The sequence below is a fragment of the Adhaeribacter swui genome, assembly GCF_014217805.1.
In the GTDB taxonomy this organism is placed as follows: domain Bacteria; phylum Bacteroidota; class Bacteroidia; order Cytophagales; family Hymenobacteraceae; genus Adhaeribacter; species Adhaeribacter swui.
The window spans coordinates 2818760-2836364 of sequence record NZ_CP055156.1 but is presented as its reverse complement, the minus strand read 5'-3'; the positions used below and the strand labels follow the sequence as shown (position 1 = coordinate 2836364).

General features: G+C 42.2%; 19 protein-coding genes. 17 read left to right on the top strand and 2 right to left on the bottom strand.

Annotation, left to right across the window (positions count from 1 at the left end; translation table 11 throughout):
• Positions 1-76 precede the first annotated feature (76 nt).
• Together HUW51_RS12165 and HUW51_RS12160 are read right to left on the bottom strand one after the other, a co-directional pair.
• The gene (locus HUW51_RS12165) at positions 77-529 is read right to left on the bottom strand and encodes a DUF4279 domain-containing protein (RefSeq protein WP_185274289.1); all 453 of its coding nucleotides are present in this window, start codon (positions 527-529) and stop codon (positions 77-79) included.
• Positions 530-551: 22 nt separating this feature from the next.
• Positions 552-1250, bottom strand: a complete 699-nt coding sequence (locus HUW51_RS12160; protein WP_185274288.1) for a carboxypeptidase-like regulatory domain-containing protein — start codon at positions 1248-1250, stop codon at positions 552-554.
• A 212-nt stretch (positions 1251-1462) separates the two neighbouring features.
• On the opposite strand from HUW51_RS12160, the gene HUW51_RS12155 reads away from it, so the two are divergent.
• From HUW51_RS12155 to nuoL, 17 genes are all read left to right on the top strand, one after another.
• On the top strand, positions 1463-1849 hold the full coding sequence (locus HUW51_RS12155) for an ArsR/SmtB family transcription factor (protein WP_185274287.1): 387 nt from the start codon (positions 1463-1465) through the stop codon (positions 1847-1849).
• 56 nt (positions 1850-1905) lie between these two features.
• Positions 1906-2616 carry a YjjG family noncanonical pyrimidine nucleotidase gene (locus HUW51_RS12150; protein ID WP_228467021.1) on the top strand — a complete coding sequence of 237 codons (711 nt, stop codon included), beginning with the start codon at positions 1906-1908 and terminating at the stop codon, positions 2614-2616.
• A 130-nt stretch (positions 2617-2746) separates the two neighbouring features.
• Positions 2747-3112, top strand: a complete 366-nt coding sequence (locus HUW51_RS12145) for a hypothetical protein (protein WP_185274286.1) — start codon at positions 2747-2749, stop codon at positions 3110-3112.
• Positions 3113-3358: 246 nt separating this feature from the next.
• Positions 3359-4990: an L-glutamate gamma-semialdehyde dehydrogenase gene (gene pruA / locus HUW51_RS12140; protein ID WP_185274517.1), complete on the top strand. Its 1632-nt coding sequence runs from the start codon at positions 3359-3361 to the stop codon at positions 4988-4990.
• A gap of 166 nt (positions 4991-5156) precedes the next feature.
• Entirely contained in the window at positions 5157-6095 is a 939-nt protein-coding gene (locus HUW51_RS12135) for an alpha/beta hydrolase (protein WP_185274285.1), read from the top strand.
• Positions 6096-6502: 407 nt separating this feature from the next.
• On the top strand, positions 6503-6883 hold the full coding sequence (locus HUW51_RS12130; RefSeq protein WP_185274284.1) for an NADH-quinone oxidoreductase subunit A: 381 nt from the start codon (positions 6503-6505) through the stop codon (positions 6881-6883).
• Between the two features lie 98 nt (positions 6884-6981).
• Entirely contained in the window at positions 6982-7524 is a 543-nt protein-coding gene (locus tag HUW51_RS12125; protein WP_185274283.1) for an NADH-quinone oxidoreductase subunit B, read from the top strand.
• 3 nt (positions 7525-7527) lie between these two features.
• Positions 7528-8040 (top strand): NADH-quinone oxidoreductase subunit C, encoded by a 513-nt coding sequence (locus HUW51_RS12120; RefSeq protein ID WP_185274282.1) that lies wholly within the window; start codon positions 7528-7530, stop codon positions 8038-8040.
• Positions 8041-8212: 172 nt separating this feature from the next.
• Positions 8213-9460 carry an NADH-quinone oxidoreductase subunit D gene (locus HUW51_RS12115; protein WP_394353956.1) on the top strand — a complete coding sequence of 416 codons (1248 nt, stop codon included), beginning with the start codon at positions 8213-8215 and terminating at the stop codon, positions 9458-9460.
• 60 nt (positions 9461-9520) lie between these two features.
• The gene (locus HUW51_RS12110) at positions 9521-10030 is read left to right on the top strand and encodes an NADH-quinone oxidoreductase subunit NuoE family protein (RefSeq protein ID WP_185274280.1); all 510 of its coding nucleotides are present in this window, start codon (positions 9521-9523) and stop codon (positions 10028-10030) included.
• A gap of 148 nt (positions 10031-10178) precedes the next feature.
• A complete protein-coding gene (nuoF, locus tag HUW51_RS12105; RefSeq protein WP_185274279.1) occupies positions 10179-11525 on the top strand; it encodes an NADH-quinone oxidoreductase subunit NuoF in 1347 nt (448 codons plus the stop codon).
• Between the two features lie 159 nt (positions 11526-11684).
• The gene (locus HUW51_RS12100) at positions 11685-12677 is read left to right on the top strand and encodes a 2Fe-2S iron-sulfur cluster-binding protein (RefSeq protein ID WP_185274278.1); all 993 of its coding nucleotides are present in this window, start codon (positions 11685-11687) and stop codon (positions 12675-12677) included.
• A 6-nt stretch (positions 12678-12683) separates the two neighbouring features.
• Positions 12684-13769: an NADH-quinone oxidoreductase subunit NuoH gene (nuoH, locus tag HUW51_RS12095; protein ID WP_185274277.1), complete on the top strand. Its 1086-nt coding sequence runs from the start codon at positions 12684-12686 to the stop codon at positions 13767-13769.
• Between the two features lie 231 nt (positions 13770-14000).
• Positions 14001-14486, top strand: a complete 486-nt coding sequence (locus HUW51_RS12090) for a NuoI/complex I 23 kDa subunit family protein (protein WP_228467020.1) — start codon at positions 14001-14003, stop codon at positions 14484-14486.
• Between the two features lie 81 nt (positions 14487-14567).
• Positions 14568-15086 carry an NADH-quinone oxidoreductase subunit J family protein gene (locus HUW51_RS12085; RefSeq protein ID WP_185274275.1) on the top strand — a complete coding sequence of 173 codons (519 nt, stop codon included), beginning with the start codon at positions 14568-14570 and terminating at the stop codon, positions 15084-15086.
• Between the two features lie 147 nt (positions 15087-15233).
• Complete coding sequence (nuoK, locus tag HUW51_RS12080; protein ID WP_185274274.1) at positions 15234-15563, top strand: NADH-quinone oxidoreductase subunit NuoK; 330 nt, start codon at positions 15234-15236, stop codon at positions 15561-15563.
• Positions 15564-15648: 85 nt separating this feature from the next.
• Complete coding sequence (gene nuoL, locus HUW51_RS12075) at positions 15649-17598, top strand: NADH-quinone oxidoreductase subunit L (RefSeq protein ID WP_185274273.1); 1950 nt, start codon at positions 15649-15651, stop codon at positions 17596-17598.
• Positions 17599-17605 lie beyond the last annotated feature (7 nt).

Genomic DNA, 17605 nt, shown 5'->3' with positions numbered 1-17605 from the left:
ATTTACCGCAACTGGTTACTTGTAAGGCCTTTTAATTGTTTTTTATTGATTAAAATTACAATTGTGGAATTTAAATTTACTTATCTTTTTTATCTGCCCGGGCCTCTATCTGGTTTTCTAGATCAGGAGGATAAAGAGTAAAACCAAGGTCTATATTTAGTTCGCCTAGTAATTTTAACAGTTCTGAGGGAAAGGAATCTGCTTGAATAGCAACATTTTGATAACCTATGCGCAAATCTATTCCAAAATCCAAAGTTGAACCATCAACTAATTCATCAAAAGTAACTTCAGCAATTTGAGCCTTATATTTTTTTATAAATTTGATAGCGTCCTTTATTTGTTTCTCTAAATCATCGAAACTTGCATTACTAACATTATAATTTATTCCAGACGTTTTATTTTTCCGGCCATTAGGTTTACTCTTAAGATAAGGTTCTCCTTTTCTGTATATAGAAACTGGTTTTTGATCTATTAATAGAATAAGTTTTTCAACATTCAAATTTTGCCCCGAAATTCTAAGTACACACATTTCTTATTTTTATAACTGCAACCTAATCGTCTTTATACTTCCGTTTTAAGTCGCCGTTTTTAATTTGGTTGATGAGTTGGCCCCAGGCAAATGGGTTAAGCAGCGGGTTATTGTTATAACGGTTAGGCATGGATTGCTTATTCAGATACATTTGCTGCATATCCATGGTGTTCCGGAAGTTAGCCGATGGCCCAACGGGCGTATTATCAAAAATGCGGGCCATAAGTTGTTCGTTCAGGTTTTTCTCGGCCGCTGTTTTTTGTTCATCGGGAACACGCAAAGCCAGGAACGCTTTTTTAAATAATTCTTCGGTAGGATACGGGAAAACGCGCACCTCGGGCAGTAAGGTGGCATCTTCTTTTAACTCCAGCACCACCGAGTAACTTTGCTTATTGTAATTTTTCGGAATTTTTAACGTTAAATGTTTAAAACCCAGCGCCCGCACTACCACGCTATCACCCGCCAGCACTGGCATCGAAAAGTAACCGTATTCGTTGGTAACGGTTCCCCGTCCCGCTTTGGGCACGTACACGGTTACCCCGGGTACCCCGTACAAACTGTCTCCGCTGGCTACTACCCCCGATAACTGTACCACCGACGATTTGCCTTGCGCTAAGGCTTTACCGGGTAACAAAAAACCGAAACCAAACAGTAAACCAAGCAATACTACTTTATGCGTATTTTTTAAAAATTGTATATAAAAAGGGTAATTTCGTAACATAGCTAACTTCATTCTTTACAAGTATACTATTTTTCTGTAGTAATCAGAACATATTATTCTTTAAAACTAAGTCCAATTTGCTAAATATTGGCGCTTGCCTGTTTTATTAAAAATCAATTTTCGGCTTAATCTGTTGTTATACGGTATAGCAAACACACATAAATTTTAAAAATTAACGATAAGCCTACTATTAAACTCTTTAACTAACGCAAATGCGGCTTAAACATTTTAACGTAGCTTTTGGGGAGCAGGTATTCAAAGCGCTCGGCGACGAATCCAGGCTGCGGATTTTAAACCTGATTTACCGGAATACCGAAATGTGTATTTCGGATATAGAACAGGTCCTGGATTTTACCCAAACTAAAACCTCGCGGCACTTATCCTATTTAAAGCTTTCAGGTTTAGTGGCCTTTAAGCGCATTGATAATTGGGTTTATTATTACTTACGCGACGAAACCGCTGAACTCCTGCACACTATCTATAATTACCTGGAAAAAGATGAATTGTTACTGAAAGACCAGGAAACTTATCAGGTTTTATACTCGAACCGCGAATTAGCCGTAAACAAACTTCACAACCGTAAATGGATGCCGCAATAAGCAGATGCAAAAGCAAAGTGAGCGGTTGCCTCTTTAACCCGAATTAAATTATCTCCGTGAAAATATTTCCCTTAAAAAACTATAAACACATTTTCTTCGACCTGGACCATACCCTCTGGGATTTTGAAAAAAACGCCGAAGAAACCATTCTGACGCTCTACGACCAGTTTGAACTGGCAAAATTTAAAAAATTTACGTCGGCCGCGTTTTACCAACAATACAGCATTATTAACCACCGCATGTGGCAGTTGTTCCACCAGGGCAAAATAACCCAGCAGGAATTACGCGTTAACCGGTTTACGCAAACATTAACCACCCTGGGATTAACGCCAGAACAAATACCTACCGGGCTACCCGAAGCGTTTACCACCCTTTGCCCGACAAAAACGGCCGTTTTTCCGTATACCTACGATGTTTTAAATTATCTGCAAAGCAAATACAAGCTGCATATTATCACTAACGGCTTTAAGGATGTCCAAAAAATTAAAATGACGTCTTCGAAGCTGCACGGCTACTTTACCGAAGTTATTACCTCCGAATGCATTAATTGCAGTAAGCCCGATCCTAAAATTTTTGAATATGCCCTAACCCGCGCCAACGTAAAAGCCGCCGATTGCCTGATGATTGGCGACAGCCTGGAAGCCGATATCCTGGGCGCCCAAAACGTTGGTATCGACCAGATATTTTTTAACCCGGATAAAAAACGGCACCACCAGCAAGTAACCTACGAAATAAGCTGCCTTAGCGAGTTAATGCGGGTGTTGTGAGTTGATTAGTTGAAAGGTTGGAAGGTTGGAAAGTTAAAAGGTTAGAAGGTCTGAAATACACGACAGATTTACCTCAACATACAGATATTTAAAATAAAAAACTCAACTTCTTAAATAATTATTATTAAAGTTGGATAAGCAATTAGACTATCACGATGCTGAAATTACTAAACTAGAATATTTGATAGAAAAGAATGAGTTGATTATTAGAATCAGAACTCATAATGAAGCAATATATGATTTGCGCTTTATAGAAATATTAGGCTGGGAATTTTCTTCCTTTGAAATCCAAAATCATCTTCTAGATTTTAGAATCTATAATTCCGAAACTTTACCGGCTTATATTCTAGAGGAGTATGAGGTTCAGGCGGCTTATTTAGATTTAATGAAAAATATGAATGGGTATCTATTTGAATTAGATCCTGCAACGGGGCTTGGTGGATATATCATAGCTCTGGATTTTCAAGAGAATAAAATTAAAACTTTAGATAATTAAAAAAGAAGTATTTAAACATTCTATATTCTAAAACTAAGGATTTAGAATATAGAATGTTTAATGTGACTACCCACAATAACTGGAATACGCCAAAGGGTTCCTTAAGTAAGCATAGATCTAAAAGTAATGGTTTTAATAGCCCATTAAAATAAACACGAAAGCCTGCTTCGCGTTAGTAATACTGGATTTAACTTTTTCATAAGTTAACTTTACACCTTTTAAACCCGCAACTAAGAAACCTAAAATATTATGTCAGGATTTTTTAAAGTACCGCAACCGGTAAATGAGCCGGTAAAAAGTTATGCTCCGGGTTCGCCGGAAAGAAAAGAATTACAACAAACCTACCAAAATTTAAAAAATCAGCAACTAGATGTACCCATGTACATTGGCCACGAGGAAGTACGCAGCGGTAATAAACAACCGCTTACCATGCCCCACGATCACCAGCACATATTAGGTTACTTCCACGAAGGCGATGCCAGCCACGTAACGCGGGCTATTGATGCGGCTTTGGCCGCCCGGGAACAATGGGCCAATATGCCGTGGCAAAGTCGGGCCGCTATTTTTTTAAAAGCCGCCGACTTACTCGCTGGCCCTTGGCGCGCCACGTTAAATGCCGCTACCATGCTGGGCCAATCGAAAAATGCGTACCAAGCCGAAATTGACTCGGCTTGCGAAATGATAGATTTCCTGCGGTTCAACGCGAAATACATGACGGAAATTTACGCCCAGCAGCCCGAATCGAGTCCGGGAGTTTGGAACCGACTAGAGCACCGGCCTTTAGAAGGATTTGTGTTTGCATTAACGCCATTTAACTTTACGGCTATTGCGGGTAACCTGCCGGCCGCTCCGGCCATGATGGGCAACGTGGTAGTTTGGAAACCCGCTTACACCCAGATTTTTGCCGCGCAATTTTTAATGCAGTTATTCCGGGCGGCTGGTTTACCGGATGGGGTTATTAACTTAATTTACGTAGATGGCCCGGTGGCCGGCGACGTTATTTTCAGTCATCGTCAGTTTGCGGGCATTCACTTTACCGGTTCTACCGCGGTATTCAACAACATCTGGAAAACCATCGGCAATAACTTACACCTGTACCGGGGCTACCCGCGTATTGTCGGCGAAACTGGCGGTAAAGACTTTATTGTGGCACACCCCTCCGCCGAAGCCAAAGAAGTAGCCACGGGCATTACCCGCGGAGCTTTTGAATACCAAGGGCAGAAATGCTCGGCTGCTTCGCGGGCTTACATTCCGGCTAACTTGTGGCCGGAAGTAAAACAAGCCATAGTGGATGATTTAAAAACGTTTAAAATGGGCTCGCCGGAAGATTTTGGCAATTTCATCAACGCCGTTATCGACGAAAAATCGTTTAATAAAATCACGAAATACCTCGAAGCTGCCAAAAATGATCCGGAGGTAGAAGTAATTGCAGGCGGCAACTTCGACAAATCCGTGGGCTACTTTATCGAACCAACCGTGCTGTTAGTAAAAGACCCCACCTACGTTACTATGTGCGAAGAAATATTTGGTCCGGTAATTACCATTTATGTGTACGAAGAATCGCAATTCGAAAACATACTGGAGGTAATAAATACCACTTCGCCTTATGCCTTAACTGGTTCTATTTTTTCGCGCGACCGTTACGCCATTGACTTAGCCACCAGCAAGCTGCTGCACGCCGCCGGTAATTTTTACATTAACGATAAACCAACCGGTGCCGTAGTAGGCCAGCAACCCTTTGGTGGCGCCCGGGCATCTGGTACGAACGATAAGGCCGGTTCGGTTTTTAACCTGATCCGCTGGACTTCTACCCGCACCATTAAAGAAACCTTTGTACCACCGGTAGATTACCGCTACCCATTTCTACAAGCAGAATAACAGCCAAACGGTTATTTGCCATAAAAAGTCCGGTTATAACAGAACCGGACTTTTTGTTTTAATGACTTCCAGAATTGATTTTTTTAAAAATTAATCAAACCTGAACCAAAAAAGTTTACCCGCTTTTCCGGAAAAGATTAATTTGCGGTTTAATAACCATTCGTTTATGAAAAAAATAGCTATTCTGCTGCTTGCTCTTACTAGCTTTAATTTACATTCTGTGTTTGCTCAAACTAAACCGGCGGAGTTTCCTTTGTACGAAGGTAAAATCCCCAATGAAAATCCCGGGCCGAACGAAGAAAAATCAGAAACCGACGGTATTTTGCGCATTAGTAAGGTGCGCAAACCAACGTTAACCGCTTACTTACCAGCTAAAGATAAAGCAACGGGTGCCGCGGTGGTAATTTGCCCGGGTGGCGGTTACTCTATTTTGGCAGCCGCCCACGAAGGCGTAGATATTGCCCGTAAATTTAACGAACAAGGCATTGCTGCTTTTGTGGTAAAATACCGTTTACCCAGCGCTAAAACCTCTACTAACCCAGAAATTGCACCCCTGCAAGATGCGCAGCAAGCCATTCGGGTGGTACGTAAACGGGCGGCGGAGTGGCAGGTAGATCCGCAGCGCATCGGCATTATCGGCTTTTCGGCCGGTGGTCATTTAGCCTCTACGGCCGGTACGCATTTTCAAAAAGCCGTTATCCCCAACCCCGATAATATCTCGGTCCGGCCGGATTTTATGATTTTGGTTTACCCGGTAATCAGCAGCCAACCCGGAGTAGCGCATACAGGTTCTTTCGAAAACTTATTGGGCAAGAATGCTTCGCCGGAAAAATTAAAAGAATACAGCAACGAGCAACAAGTTACCGCTCAAACCCCGCCTACTTTTTTGGTGCATGCTTCCGATGATAAAGTGGTACCGCCTAATAACAGTATTTTATTTTACCAGGCCTTGCAACAACAAAATATCCCCGCCGAAATGCATATCTACCCCAAAGGTGGGCACGGTTTCGGACTTAAAAACCCCACTACTCCGGATTATTGGTTCGACCGTTGTTTAAATTGGATGATAGCAAGCCAAATAGTACCGGCTGCTTCTAGTAAATAAAAATTAAAGCAACCGGCCTTTTCTCTTTTAAGAAAAGGCCGGTCGCTATTTATACCCAAAACATACTACCTGAATTATCGTTTTATAGATAAAATTTTAAAATCTGTGTAAAACAGCCAACATTAAAATAGGATTAAAACAAAAAAGTTATTTTCTGCTTTTTCCTGTTTCAATCGAGTTATTAAGTAAAGGGCATGCAACATTCCGAATCTTCAAAGTAATTTATAATAATTCTAAAAATGGCCTAAACCACCTTACTGCTAGTTATTAAGGCAGTTATCAATTTTAAACCGCTTTATTACAATTAACTTTATTTTAGCCGACTAGTTAACAAACGTCACATTTTTTGAATCTTTCTGATTTATCCGTACTTTTGCTCCCAAATTTTAACAACCGATTTGTTAGAGATGGAAACAGCCACAACTGCTCAATTACCTTCCGATTATTTACCGATATTAATACAATTTGCCGCCGCTTTAGGCTTTGTTATTTTCGCTATTGTAGTTACCCACTTAATCGGCCCTAAACGCCACAGTAAAGTAAAAGATGCCGCTTGGGAATGCGGCGTAGAATCCGTAGGTAATGCCCGTACGCCGGTGTCCTATAAATACTTTATGACCGCTATTCTTTTTGTACTTTTTGACGTAGAAGTAATTTTCCTTTATCCCTGGGCCGTTAATTTCCGGGGTTTAGGCATGGAAGGCTTTATTCAGATGATTGTATTTATGGCCATGCTGATGTTAGGATTCTTCTACGTAATTAAGAAAGGAATATTAAAATGGGAGTAACTCCTGCCTAAATACTTAGGTGTGGATAAACTTTTAAGATTATAGCCGTGTTAAGATTTAGGATATTTCTTATTCTTAACTTCTAAATTGAAACTATCATGAGTAATATAAAAACGGTAGAGGCGCCCGAAGGCGTAGAAGGACAAGGCTTTTTTGCTACTTCTCTGGAAAAAGTAGTAGGTATTGCCCGCAGTAACTCGCTTTGGCCGCTACCTTTTGCTACTTCCTGCTGCGGTATTGAATTTATGGCCACCATGGGCTCTACGTATGATATAGCCCGTTTTGGTTCTGAGCGACCCAGTTTCTCGCCCCGCCAAGCCGACTTGTTAATGGTAATGGGTACTATTGCTAAAAAAATGGCACCTATTGTAAAGCAGGTTTACGAGCAAATGGCCGAACCGCGTTGGGTATTAGCTATGGGGGCTTGTGCTTGCAGTGGCGGTATTTTTGATACATACAGCGTTTTACAAGGCATTGACCGCATTATCCCGGTAGACGTGTACATCCCTGGATGTCCGCCTCGTCCGGAGCAAGTGCTGGATGGTTTAATGCAGGTGCAGGAATTAGCTAAAAACGAATCTTTACGTCGCCGGAACTCGCCGGAATATCAGGAACTATTGGCTTCTTACAACATTAAATAATCCATGGCCGAGCAAGGGTTAACCAACCAACAAGTTTTAGAAAATATTACTGCAAAATTTGGCGAAGCCATTTTTAATGTGGAGGAGCCTTACGGCTTGTTAACCGTAACTACCACCCGCGATCAAATTATTCCTTTACTCACGCATTTATACAACGATGCCGAGCTTAAAATGAATTTCCTCACTACCATGTGCGGTATTCATTATCCGGATAACAAAGAGCAGGAGTTAGGGGTTATCTATCACGTGCATAGCCTGGTACACAATGTGCGTCTCCGGATAAAGATTTTCTTTCCAATTGACAATCCGGTGGTGCCAACGGCTACCAATTTGTACGCGGCGGCCAACTGGATGGAACGCGAAGCTTTTGATTTTTACGGTATTCAGTTCGAAGGTCATCCAAATCTCATCCGCATTTTAAATGTAGAAGACATGACTTATCACCCCATGCGCAAGCACTATCCATTGGAAGATGGTACCCGGGAAGATAAGGTAGATACTTTATTTGGACGCTAATATAGAAGTACATGTTGTTCGTTGCCTGGCAATTAAATGTATTTAAAACCAAGTATTAAATTGCCGTAACGAATAAATTTAAAAAATTAACCTAGCGTTACTTGTTTAAAGTGGAAGATAGAAAGCGGAGAGCAATAAGTAACGAACAACGGAAAACGCTAACATGGCAGAAATTATAACAGAAGAAAAAGTGAACACCAACACAGGAGTTGAAAAAATTCCGGATTCACTGCCTGCGCAATATAACGAAAACGAACGCGAACTTACCACGCTTAACCTGGGGCCGACGCACCCGGCTACGCACGGTATTTTTCAAAATATTTTGCAAATGGACGGGGAACGGATTGTTTCCGGAGTACCTACCATTGGCTACATTCACCGGGCTTTCGAGAAAATAGCCGAGCGCCGTCCATTTTACCAGATTACCCCCCTCACCGACCGGATGAACTACTGCTCCTCGCCTATTAATAATATGGGCTGGTGGATGACCGTAGAAAAGCTATTAGGCGTGAAAACGCCGAAGCGGGCGGACTATATCCGGGTAATTGTAATGGAACTGGCCCGGATTGCCGACCACCTGATTTGTAATAGTATTTTGGGCGTAGACTCGGGTGCTTTTACTGGTTTCTTGTACGTGTTTCAGGAGCGGGAAAAAATTTACGAGATTTACGAAGAAATTAGCGGTGCCCGTTTAACTACCAACATGGGCCGGATTGGGGGCATGGAGCGCGATTTATCGCCGGTTGCTATCCACAAGCTTCGCGAATGGATTGCCGGGTTCCCGAAAGTGATGAAGGAATTCGAAGCCATGTTTACCCGGAACCGCATTTTCGTAGATCGTATTAAAAACGTTGGCCCAATTACGGCGGAACGTGCTCTGAATTATGGCTTTACCGGCCCTAACTTACGGGCTGCTGGCGTAGACTACGATGTACGGGTAATGAACCCTTACTCGTCTTACCAGGATTTTGATTTTGAAATACCAGTAGGTACCACCGGCGATACTTATGATCGTTTCATGGTTCGGAACGAAGAAATCTGGCAAAGCTTCCGGATTGTGCAGCAAGCCCTGGAAAACTTACCCGAAGGACCGTACCATGCCGATGCTCCAGAGTACTTTTTGCCGCCAAAGCAAGCTGTTTATAAAAACATGGAAGCTTTAATTTATCACTTCAAAATTATTATGGGTGAAATTGAAGCTCCGGTTGGTGAAGTGTACCATTCGGTAGAAGGTGGTAATGGCGAGTTAGGTTTTTATTTAATCAGCGACGGAGGCCGTACGCCTTACCGCTTACATTTCCGGCGCCCTTGCTTTATATATTACCAAGCCTATCCCGAAATGGTGGTAGGCACTCAGTTATCCGATGCTATTTTAATTTTAAGTAGCATGAACGTAATTGCGGGAGAATTAGACGCTTAAAATAATAGATTCAGCCGACTACTCATTATAGGTAATCGGCTGAAATTCTTTAATGAATAGATGAACGAAATAACAACTCAAGCCGAAGTACAATTTTCTGAAGAGGCAATGGCCGAAATCAGAAGATATATTTCACACTACCCCCCGGATCGGAAAAAATCAGCTCTGCTTCCTATCCTGCACATTGCGCAGGCGGAGTTTGGTGGTTGGGTAAGCCCCGCGGTTCAAGATAAAGTGGCCGAGATCTTAGAAATTCAACCGATTGAGGTTTACGAAGTAGCCACTTTTTACACCATGTTTAATTTAAAACCGGTAGGTAAGCACGTTTTGGAAGTGTGCCGCACTGGGCCTTGCATGTTACGTGGCGCCGACCAGTTAATTGAGCATCTGGAAAACCGCCTTAGTTGCCACGTAGGAGAAAATAGCGCCGATGGCATGTTTACTTTAAAAACGGTAGAGTGTTTAGCTGCTTGTGGTTTTGGCCCGATGCTGCAAATTCGGGAAAAGTATTACGAGAACCTCGATCCGGAAAAAATAGATCAGTTACTCGACGATTTGAGAAAGCAATAATTTAGGAATAAGCCGTTAGGTATCCGCTATAAGGGTTTTGATCATTATTCCGGATTGAACAGCTTTCATCTAAATAGAAAATTTTTAAAATTTTATTAGTCTTGATACTTGTGTCCTGATACATGTGTCTTAGAAAGGATAGATAATAATGGGACTTAAAATATTAACCGAACATATAAACGTACCAGGCATTAATACTTTCGAAACTTACCGTAAAATGGGTGGGTATCGGTCGGTAGAAAAAGCTTTAAAAACCATGACGCCCGACGAAGTGGTGGACGAGGTAAAAAAATCTGGTTTACGTGGCCGCGGTGGTGCCGGGTTCCCAACCGGTATGAAGTGGAGCTTTTTGGCTAAACCAGAAGGCAAACCCCGCTACTTAGTTTGCAATGCCGACGAATCAGAACCAGGCACTTTTAAAGACCGGGTTTTGATGGAAAAAATACCGCACGCCTTAATTGAGGGCATGATCACCTCCAGCTACGCTTTAGGTGCCCGAACTTCTTATATCTACATTCGGGGCGAGCTCATGTTTGTGCTGCGAATTTTAGAAAAAGCCATTGCTGAAGCTTACGCAGCAGGATTTTTGGGCGAGAACATTCTGGGTTCCGGCTACTCTTTAGATTTACACGTGCACCCCGGCGGTGGCGCTTACATCTGCGGCGAAGAAACAGCTTTATTAGAATCACTAGAAGGTAAACGCGGTAACCCGCGTAACAAGCCGCCATTCCCGGCGGTGCAGGGGTTATATGCCTGCCCTACAGTAGTTAATAACGTTGAGTCCATTGCCACTGTGCCGTGGATTGTAAATAATACCGGCGAAGAATACGCGAAGATTGGCGTAGGCCGCAGTACCGGTACCAAATTAATTTCGGCGGGTGGTCATTTAAATAAACCTGGCGTTTACGAGATCGAATTAGGTTTACCCGTTGAAGAATTCTTATTCTCGGATGAGTACTGCGGTGGTATCTGGAAAGGCCGTCAGTTTAAAGCCGTAGTGGCGGGTGGCTCTTCGGTTCCTATTTTGCCGGCTCAATTATTTTTAAAAACTGCCGAAGGTACCCCGCGCTTAATGACTTATGAATCCTTGTCGGAAGGTGGTTTTGTGAGTGGTACTATGCTGGGTTCTGGTGGCTTTATTGCCATGGACGATACTACTTGTATTGTACGCAATACCTGGAACTTCTCACGGTTTTACCATCACGAATCCTGCGGACAGTGCAGCCCTTGCCGGGAAGGAACAGGTTGGATGGAGAAAATTCTGCACCGGATTGAGCATGGCCACGGTCACATGCACGATATCGATTTGCTGGTAAATGTATCGAAGCAAATTGAAGGAAATACCATTTGCCCCTTGGGTGACGCAGCAGCCTGGCCGGTAGCCAGTGCAGTTCGTCACTTCCGCGAAGAATTTGAATGGCACGTGAAACATCCGGATAAAGCAACAGCCCCGGGTGCCGTGTACCGCGGAGCCGAAGATTTGGCTTTCGCGTAAGCGCTTCGCGCGATGTTCGATTCTTAGATCTTGGATTATTCGAAAAGCTAAATTCGAAAATTCGAAAATCGAGTATCAAACATCATATATATAATTTAAATACCTGAAAGCTGAGTAGTTTTAAAAAGAACGAAAAGCAGTTAAAGAATAAATAATTAAATGGCAAAAATAACTTTCGACGGCATTGAGGTTGAAGTAGAAGACGGAACTACCATCCTGAATGCTGCCCGTAAAATAGGTGGCGATGTAGTGCCCCCCGCCATGTGTTACTATACCCCTTTAAAAGGCAGTGGTGGTAAATGCCGCGCCTGCTTGGTGAAAGTAACGGCTGGCTCCGCAAAAGATCCCCGTCCCATGCCCAAACTGGTTGCATCGTGCGTAACACCGGTACAAGATGGCATGGTGGTTGAAAATACGCTTTCGCCGCAAGTAATGGAAGCCCGCAAAGGCATTGTAGAAATGCTGTTAATCAATCACCCGCTGGATTGCCCGGTTTGTGACCAGGCCGGTGAATGTGATTTGCAAAACTTCTCTTATGCCCACGGTACCTCGGCTACCCGTTTCGAAGAGGAACGGCGTACGTTTGAGCGGCAAGATATTGGACCATTAATTCAATTGCACATGAACCGGTGTATCTTGTGTTACCGGTGCGTGTATACCGCCGACCAAATTACGGATAAGCGGGTACATGGAGTTCTAGGCCGTGGCGATGCTGCAGAAATTGGCACCTACATTGAGAATGTAATTGATAATGATTTCTCGGGAAATGTTATTGATGTTTGTCCGGTGGGTGCTTTAACCGATAAAACTTTCCGGTTTAAGAATCGCGTATGGTTTACCAAACCCGTAGACGCGCACCGCGATTGCCCTAAATGTGCCGGTAAAGTAGTACTCTGGACTCGTGGGAATGATGTGTTACGCGTAACGGCCCGCAAGAATGAGTACGGCGAAGTAGTGGACTTTATTTGTAATGAATGCCGCTTTGAGAAAAAAGAAGTAGCTGATTGGACCATTGAAGGACCACGGCATATTGCAAGAGCGTCTGTAATATCCGCGAACCACTATGAGTTGCCGGTTATTAACCCACAGATTATTGCGGATTTACCCGAAAGCACTACCAAAGAATTAAATATTATCCCGAGACCATATTAACCAAGCATGGAGATTCCAGCATTAGCCATACAGGCCGCCATTATATTAGCTATTTTTGGTATTACTCTATTAATTGCAACCTATTGTACCTGGGCCGAGCGTAGAATTGCCGGTTATCTGCAAGACCGTCCTGGTCCAAACCGGGTAGGTCCCTGGGGTTTAGGTCAGCCGCTGGCTGATGCCGTGAAGTTGTTTTTTAAAGAAGAATTTATTCCGGCTACTGCCAATAAATGGTTATTTATTGCGGGTCCATCGTTGGCAATGTTAACCGCTTTAATGAGCAGTGCCGTAGTTCCTTTTGGCAATACCATTTTGTCGGATACTTTTGGTACTACCCGAATACAAGGGATTGAAGTAAACATCGGAATGCTTTATGTTTTTGGGGTTGTATCCTTGGGCGTGTACGGCATTATGATTGGAGGATGGGCATCTAACAATAAGTTTTCGTTATTAGGCGCTATTCGGGCTGCATCGCAAAATATTAGCTACGAAATTGCCATGGGTCTTTCTATTATTGCTATGCTGATGATGACCGGAACGCTTTCGTTGCGCGAAATTGCTTTACAACAGTCGGAGCCGTTGTTTGGAATATCAGGTTTTAACTGGAATATTTTTTACCAGCCCTTAGGATTTATTATTTTCTTGACCTGCTCCTTTGCCGAAACAAACCGGACTCCTTTTGACTTACCCGAATCGGAAGCAGAACTGGTAGGTGGTTACCACACCGAGTATGGCTCTATGAAATTAGGCTTATACTTGTTTGCCGAATATGTAAATATTATTGTGGCGTCGGCGGTAATGAGCACGCTGTACTTTGGTGGCTTTAACTTCCCCTTTCAGGATCAGGTTGGTGCATTAATATCCAGCGACCCGGTAGTGGCCCATAACGCCGTTACTATTATCGGGACAGTAGTATTATTTTTAAAAATATTCGGTTTTATCTTTTTCTTTATGTGGGTACGCTGGACTTTACCACGTTTCCGCTACGATCAACTATTAAATTTAGGCTGGAAAGGATTAATTCCTTTATCCATCATTAACATTGTTCTAACTGGTGCTGGGATCTTATTGTATGAGTACTTTAAAGGTTAATTTTTAAATTTTTTAAAAACTCATTTTTAGATTTTACTGGCTGAAATACTAGATTAACCAATGATTATTTTCTACTGCATTACAACTGGTAACAGCCGTAATGCAGTAGAAGCAAAATAAATTTTAAAATATTATTCTCTAAGTAAAAGTTAATAAATACTGAAAGAGAAGTAGATATAAATATAAATGGAATCTTTATCGAATAGAAAAAAGGTATTAGAGCAAAAGCCCATGACAATAACCGAGAAGATGTACCTTCCGGCTATTTTTCAAGGTCTGTCTATTACCATGCGGCACTTTTTTAAGAAAAAGCCCACGATCCAATACCCCGAGCAAAAGCGGGAATTTGGCCGGGAATTCCGGGGATTACACGTTTTACGCCGCGATGAGCAAGGACGGGAACGTTGTACCGCTTGTGGCCTGTGCGCCGTAGCTTGCCCGGCCGAAGCTATTACTATGGTAGCCGGTGAGCGTAAAAAAGGCGAAGAAAATCTGTACCGTGAAGAAAAATACGCAGTTACTTACGAAATAAACATGCTGCGTTGTATTTTCTGCGGTTTGTGCGAAGAAGCTTGCCCAAAAGAAGCTATATTTTTGCAAAACGATAAAACGGCTCCGCCTCGTTTCGAGCGCGACGAATTTATCTATGGCAAAGATCGTTTGGTAGAGCCATTATCGCGGGCAAATTCAAAAGAAAATATTAAGTACAGATATTAACATAGTCCACGGTCGATAGTCCAAAGTCCACTAAATTTTGATCTGACGGCTGTGGTCTATCGGCTAAATAACTAAAACTAAATGACTGGTAATCTTTTTTACTTCCTGACTTTTATAACCTTGTTCGCGGCTTTAGGAGTGGTATTTTCTAAAAACCCCGTTTACAGCGTTCTTTGCTTAATTTTAACTTTCTTCAGTTTATCCGGGCACTATATTTTACTTAACGCGCAGTTTGTGGCTGCGGTAAATATTATTGTGTACGCGGGCGCTATTATGGTTTTGTTTCTTTTCGTGATTATGTTTTTAAACTTGAATCAGGATACGGAGCAAACCCAACACAAATCCACGCTGATGAAAGTAGCCGGCGTTATTTCGGGAGGTTTGTTATTAGTTATTATGATTGCAGTGTTAAAAGATGCGGAATTAGGCACTGTGGATACGGCTAACTTTGATTCTCAGATTGGTATGGTAGAAAATCTGGGGCAATTATTATTTACTAAATACCTTTTACCTTTTGAGTTGGTATCGGTATTGTTTTTATCGGCCATGGTTGGTGCGGTAATGTTAGGTAAAAAAGAATCGCAGCAGCGGCATTTTTAAAATTTTTAATTTTTGATGGCGGCATAACTTGCCGCCATTTGTATTTACATAAAAAAATAAATAGTTGGCTAAATAGTAAAATGGCGGTAACTTGCGCCGCTTATTGCTAAGGCTACCTAATAAAAAGCTACCAGCGCTTACAAAACAATGAACGAAATTCCTGAAGTAATCAGAACCATTCCTTTACACTACTACCTGTTCTTCAGCAGCACTTTATTTGTTATCGGCATTATAGGCGTTCTTACCCGCCGCAATGCAATTATTATTTTTATGTGCATAGAGCTCATGCTCAACGCCGTAAACCTTCTTTTAACCGCGTTTTCGGCTTATCGCTCTGATGCAAACGGGCAGGTTTTTGTATTTTTTATTATGGCCGTTGCTGCTGCCGAAGTTTGTGTAGGCTTAGCCATTATTGTAATGATTTACCGGAACCTGCGCACAACGGATATTAACATTTTAAGCAATTTGAAATGGTAGTTTAACTTACCATTATCAGAAATTACTTTTTTAAAAAACCTGTCTGTTCGAAAAAATAACGAACAACGAACAATAAAATCAAAGGATGCAAACAAACTTACTACCTGCCACCAACTCCAACATGGCATTGTTCTGCTTACTTATTCCGCTTCTTCCTTTTATCGGATTTTTAATTAATGGCCTTGGCAATCGCTCGCTCCCAAAAGGTGTTCAGACTTTAATTGGTTGCGGCAGTGTGCTGGCTTCTTTCATTATTTCGCTTTACCTGTTTTTTAATTTTAATGGGCAATCGTATGTGGTTAATTTATTTGATTGGATAAACGTAGGCAATCTGCACATTCCGTTTGCCTTTCAAATCGATCAATTGTCTTTAATTATGTTGCTTTTGGTTACCGGTGTTGGGTTTGTGATACACGTGTACTCCGCCGGCTACATGAGCCACGACGTTAACTTTGGAAAATTCTTCGCTTTCCTGAATTTGTTTATTTTCTCGATGTTACTGCTCGTAATGGGTTCTAACTACGTGATGATGTTTGTGGGTTGGGAAGGAGTTGGTTTGTGTTCTTATTTATTAATTGGGTTCTGGAACAAAGTTACGCCTTATAATAATGCCGCTAAAAAAGCCTTTATTATTAACCGTATCGGCGACTTAGGCTTTTTGCTAGGTATTTTTTTAATTTTTATAACATTTGGCAGTGTCTCTTACGCCGAAGTTTTTCAGCAAGCGTCGCAAATTCACGAAGTAAATCAGTCGGTAATCATAACCATTACCTTGCTGTTATTTGTGGGAGCCATGGGTAAAAGTGCTCAATTACCGCTTTATACCTGGTTACCCGACGCGATGGCGGGTCCTACCCCGGTTTCAGCCTTAATTCACGCGGCTACCATGGTTACTGCCGGTATTTACATGGTTATCCGCTCTAACGTATTATACACGCTAGCACCAGCCACTTTAGATTTTATTGCTATTATTGGTTTAGCTACTGCCGTTTTTGCGGCTACTATTGGTCTTGCCCAAAACGATATAAAGAAAGTATTGGCTTATTCTACCGTAAGTCAGTTAGGTTACATGTTCCTGGCCTTAGGCGTAATGGCTTATACTTCCTCCATGTTTCACGTATTAACCCACGCCTTTTTTAAAGCTTTATTATTCTTAGGGGCTGGTAGCGTTATTCATGCTATGAGCGGGGAACAAGATATCCGCAGCATGGGGGGCTTACGCAAGAAATTACCAATCACTTTTATTACTTTCTTAATTGGCACTTTGGCCATTTCGGGTATTCCGCCGTTTGCGGGTTTTTTCTCGAAGGACGAATTATTGGCTCAGGTTTACGAACACAGCAAAATTATGTGGGCGTTTGGTTTATTAACTTCCTTCATGACGGCGTTCTACATGTTCCGGTTGCTGTTCCTGACTTTCTTTGGCACTTTCCGTGGTACCGAAGAACAACGCCACCATTTACACGAGTCGCCAAGTAGCATGACTTTGCCCTTAATTATTCTGGCCATACTATCTACTGTAGGTGGGTTTATGGGTTTACCAGCAGTATTCAGCGAAAATCATATTTTATCCCGTTTCTTAGAACCCGTTTTAGGCTTTTCCCGTGCAGCGGTACCCAGTGCCTTTGAAAAAGCGCATTTAGACCACTCTACCGAGTACTTGTTAATGGCTATATCGGTAGCGGTGGCCGTAGTAGCTATCATCCTGGCTTATGTTATGTATGTGAGCAAGAAAACTGTTCCGGCTGATGAAAAAATCGAAACTACTGGCTTACATAAGCTCATTTACCACAAGTATTACATTGATGAGATTTACAATGCCTTGATAGTTCAGCCGATTATGGCTCTTTCTACTGGTTTATACCGCTTCGTGGAAAAAGGAATTATTGATCCGATTGTAAACGGTTTCGGCAAAGTTACCATTGCGGGTGGTCGAAATCTGCGCTTTTTACAAACTGGCGCCATTGGCTTTTATATTTTTGCCATGGTCATCAGCATTGCCTTGATTCTACTCCTGAATTTTATTATCAGATAAGTTACTC

Coding starts and splice junctions, on each gene's coding strand:
- nuoK (WP_185274274.1), top strand. CDS start 15,234: ATGAACGAAATTCCTGAAGTAATCAGAACCATTCCTTTACACTACTAC.
- nuoF (WP_185274279.1), top strand. CDS start 10,179: ATGGGACTTAAAATATTAACCGAACATATAAACGTACCAGGCATTAAT.
- HUW51_RS12160 (WP_185274288.1), bottom strand. CDS start 1,250: ATGTTACGAAATTACCCTTTTTATATACAATTTTTAAAAAATACGCAT.
- HUW51_RS12155 (WP_185274287.1), top strand. CDS start 1,463: ATGCGGCTTAAACATTTTAACGTAGCTTTTGGGGAGCAGGTATTCAAA.
- nuoL (WP_185274273.1), top strand. CDS start 15,649: ATGCAAACAAACTTACTACCTGCCACCAACTCCAACATGGCATTGTTC.
- HUW51_RS12120 (WP_185274282.1), top strand. CDS start 7,528: ATGGCCGAGCAAGGGTTAACCAACCAACAAGTTTTAGAAAATATTACT.
- HUW51_RS12090 (WP_228467020.1), top strand. CDS start 14,001: ATGACAATAACCGAGAAGATGTACCTTCCGGCTATTTTTCAAGGTCTG.
- HUW51_RS12085 (WP_185274275.1), top strand. CDS start 14,568: ATGACTGGTAATCTTTTTTACTTCCTGACTTTTATAACCTTGTTCGCG.
- HUW51_RS12130 (WP_185274284.1), top strand. CDS start 6,503: ATGGAAACAGCCACAACTGCTCAATTACCTTCCGATTATTTACCGATA.
- nuoH (WP_185274277.1), top strand. CDS start 12,684: ATGGAGATTCCAGCATTAGCCATACAGGCCGCCATTATATTAGCTATT.
- HUW51_RS12110 (WP_185274280.1), top strand. CDS start 9,521: ATGAACGAAATAACAACTCAAGCCGAAGTACAATTTTCTGAAGAGGCA.
- HUW51_RS12100 (WP_185274278.1), top strand. CDS start 11,685: ATGGCAAAAATAACTTTCGACGGCATTGAGGTTGAAGTAGAAGACGGA.
- HUW51_RS12165 (WP_185274289.1), bottom strand. CDS start 529: ATGTGTGTACTTAGAATTTCGGGGCAAAATTTGAATGTTGAAAAACTT.
- HUW51_RS12135 (WP_185274285.1), top strand. CDS start 5,157: ATGAAAAAAATAGCTATTCTGCTGCTTGCTCTTACTAGCTTTAATTTA.
- HUW51_RS12125 (WP_185274283.1), top strand. CDS start 6,982: ATGAGTAATATAAAAACGGTAGAGGCGCCCGAAGGCGTAGAAGGACAA.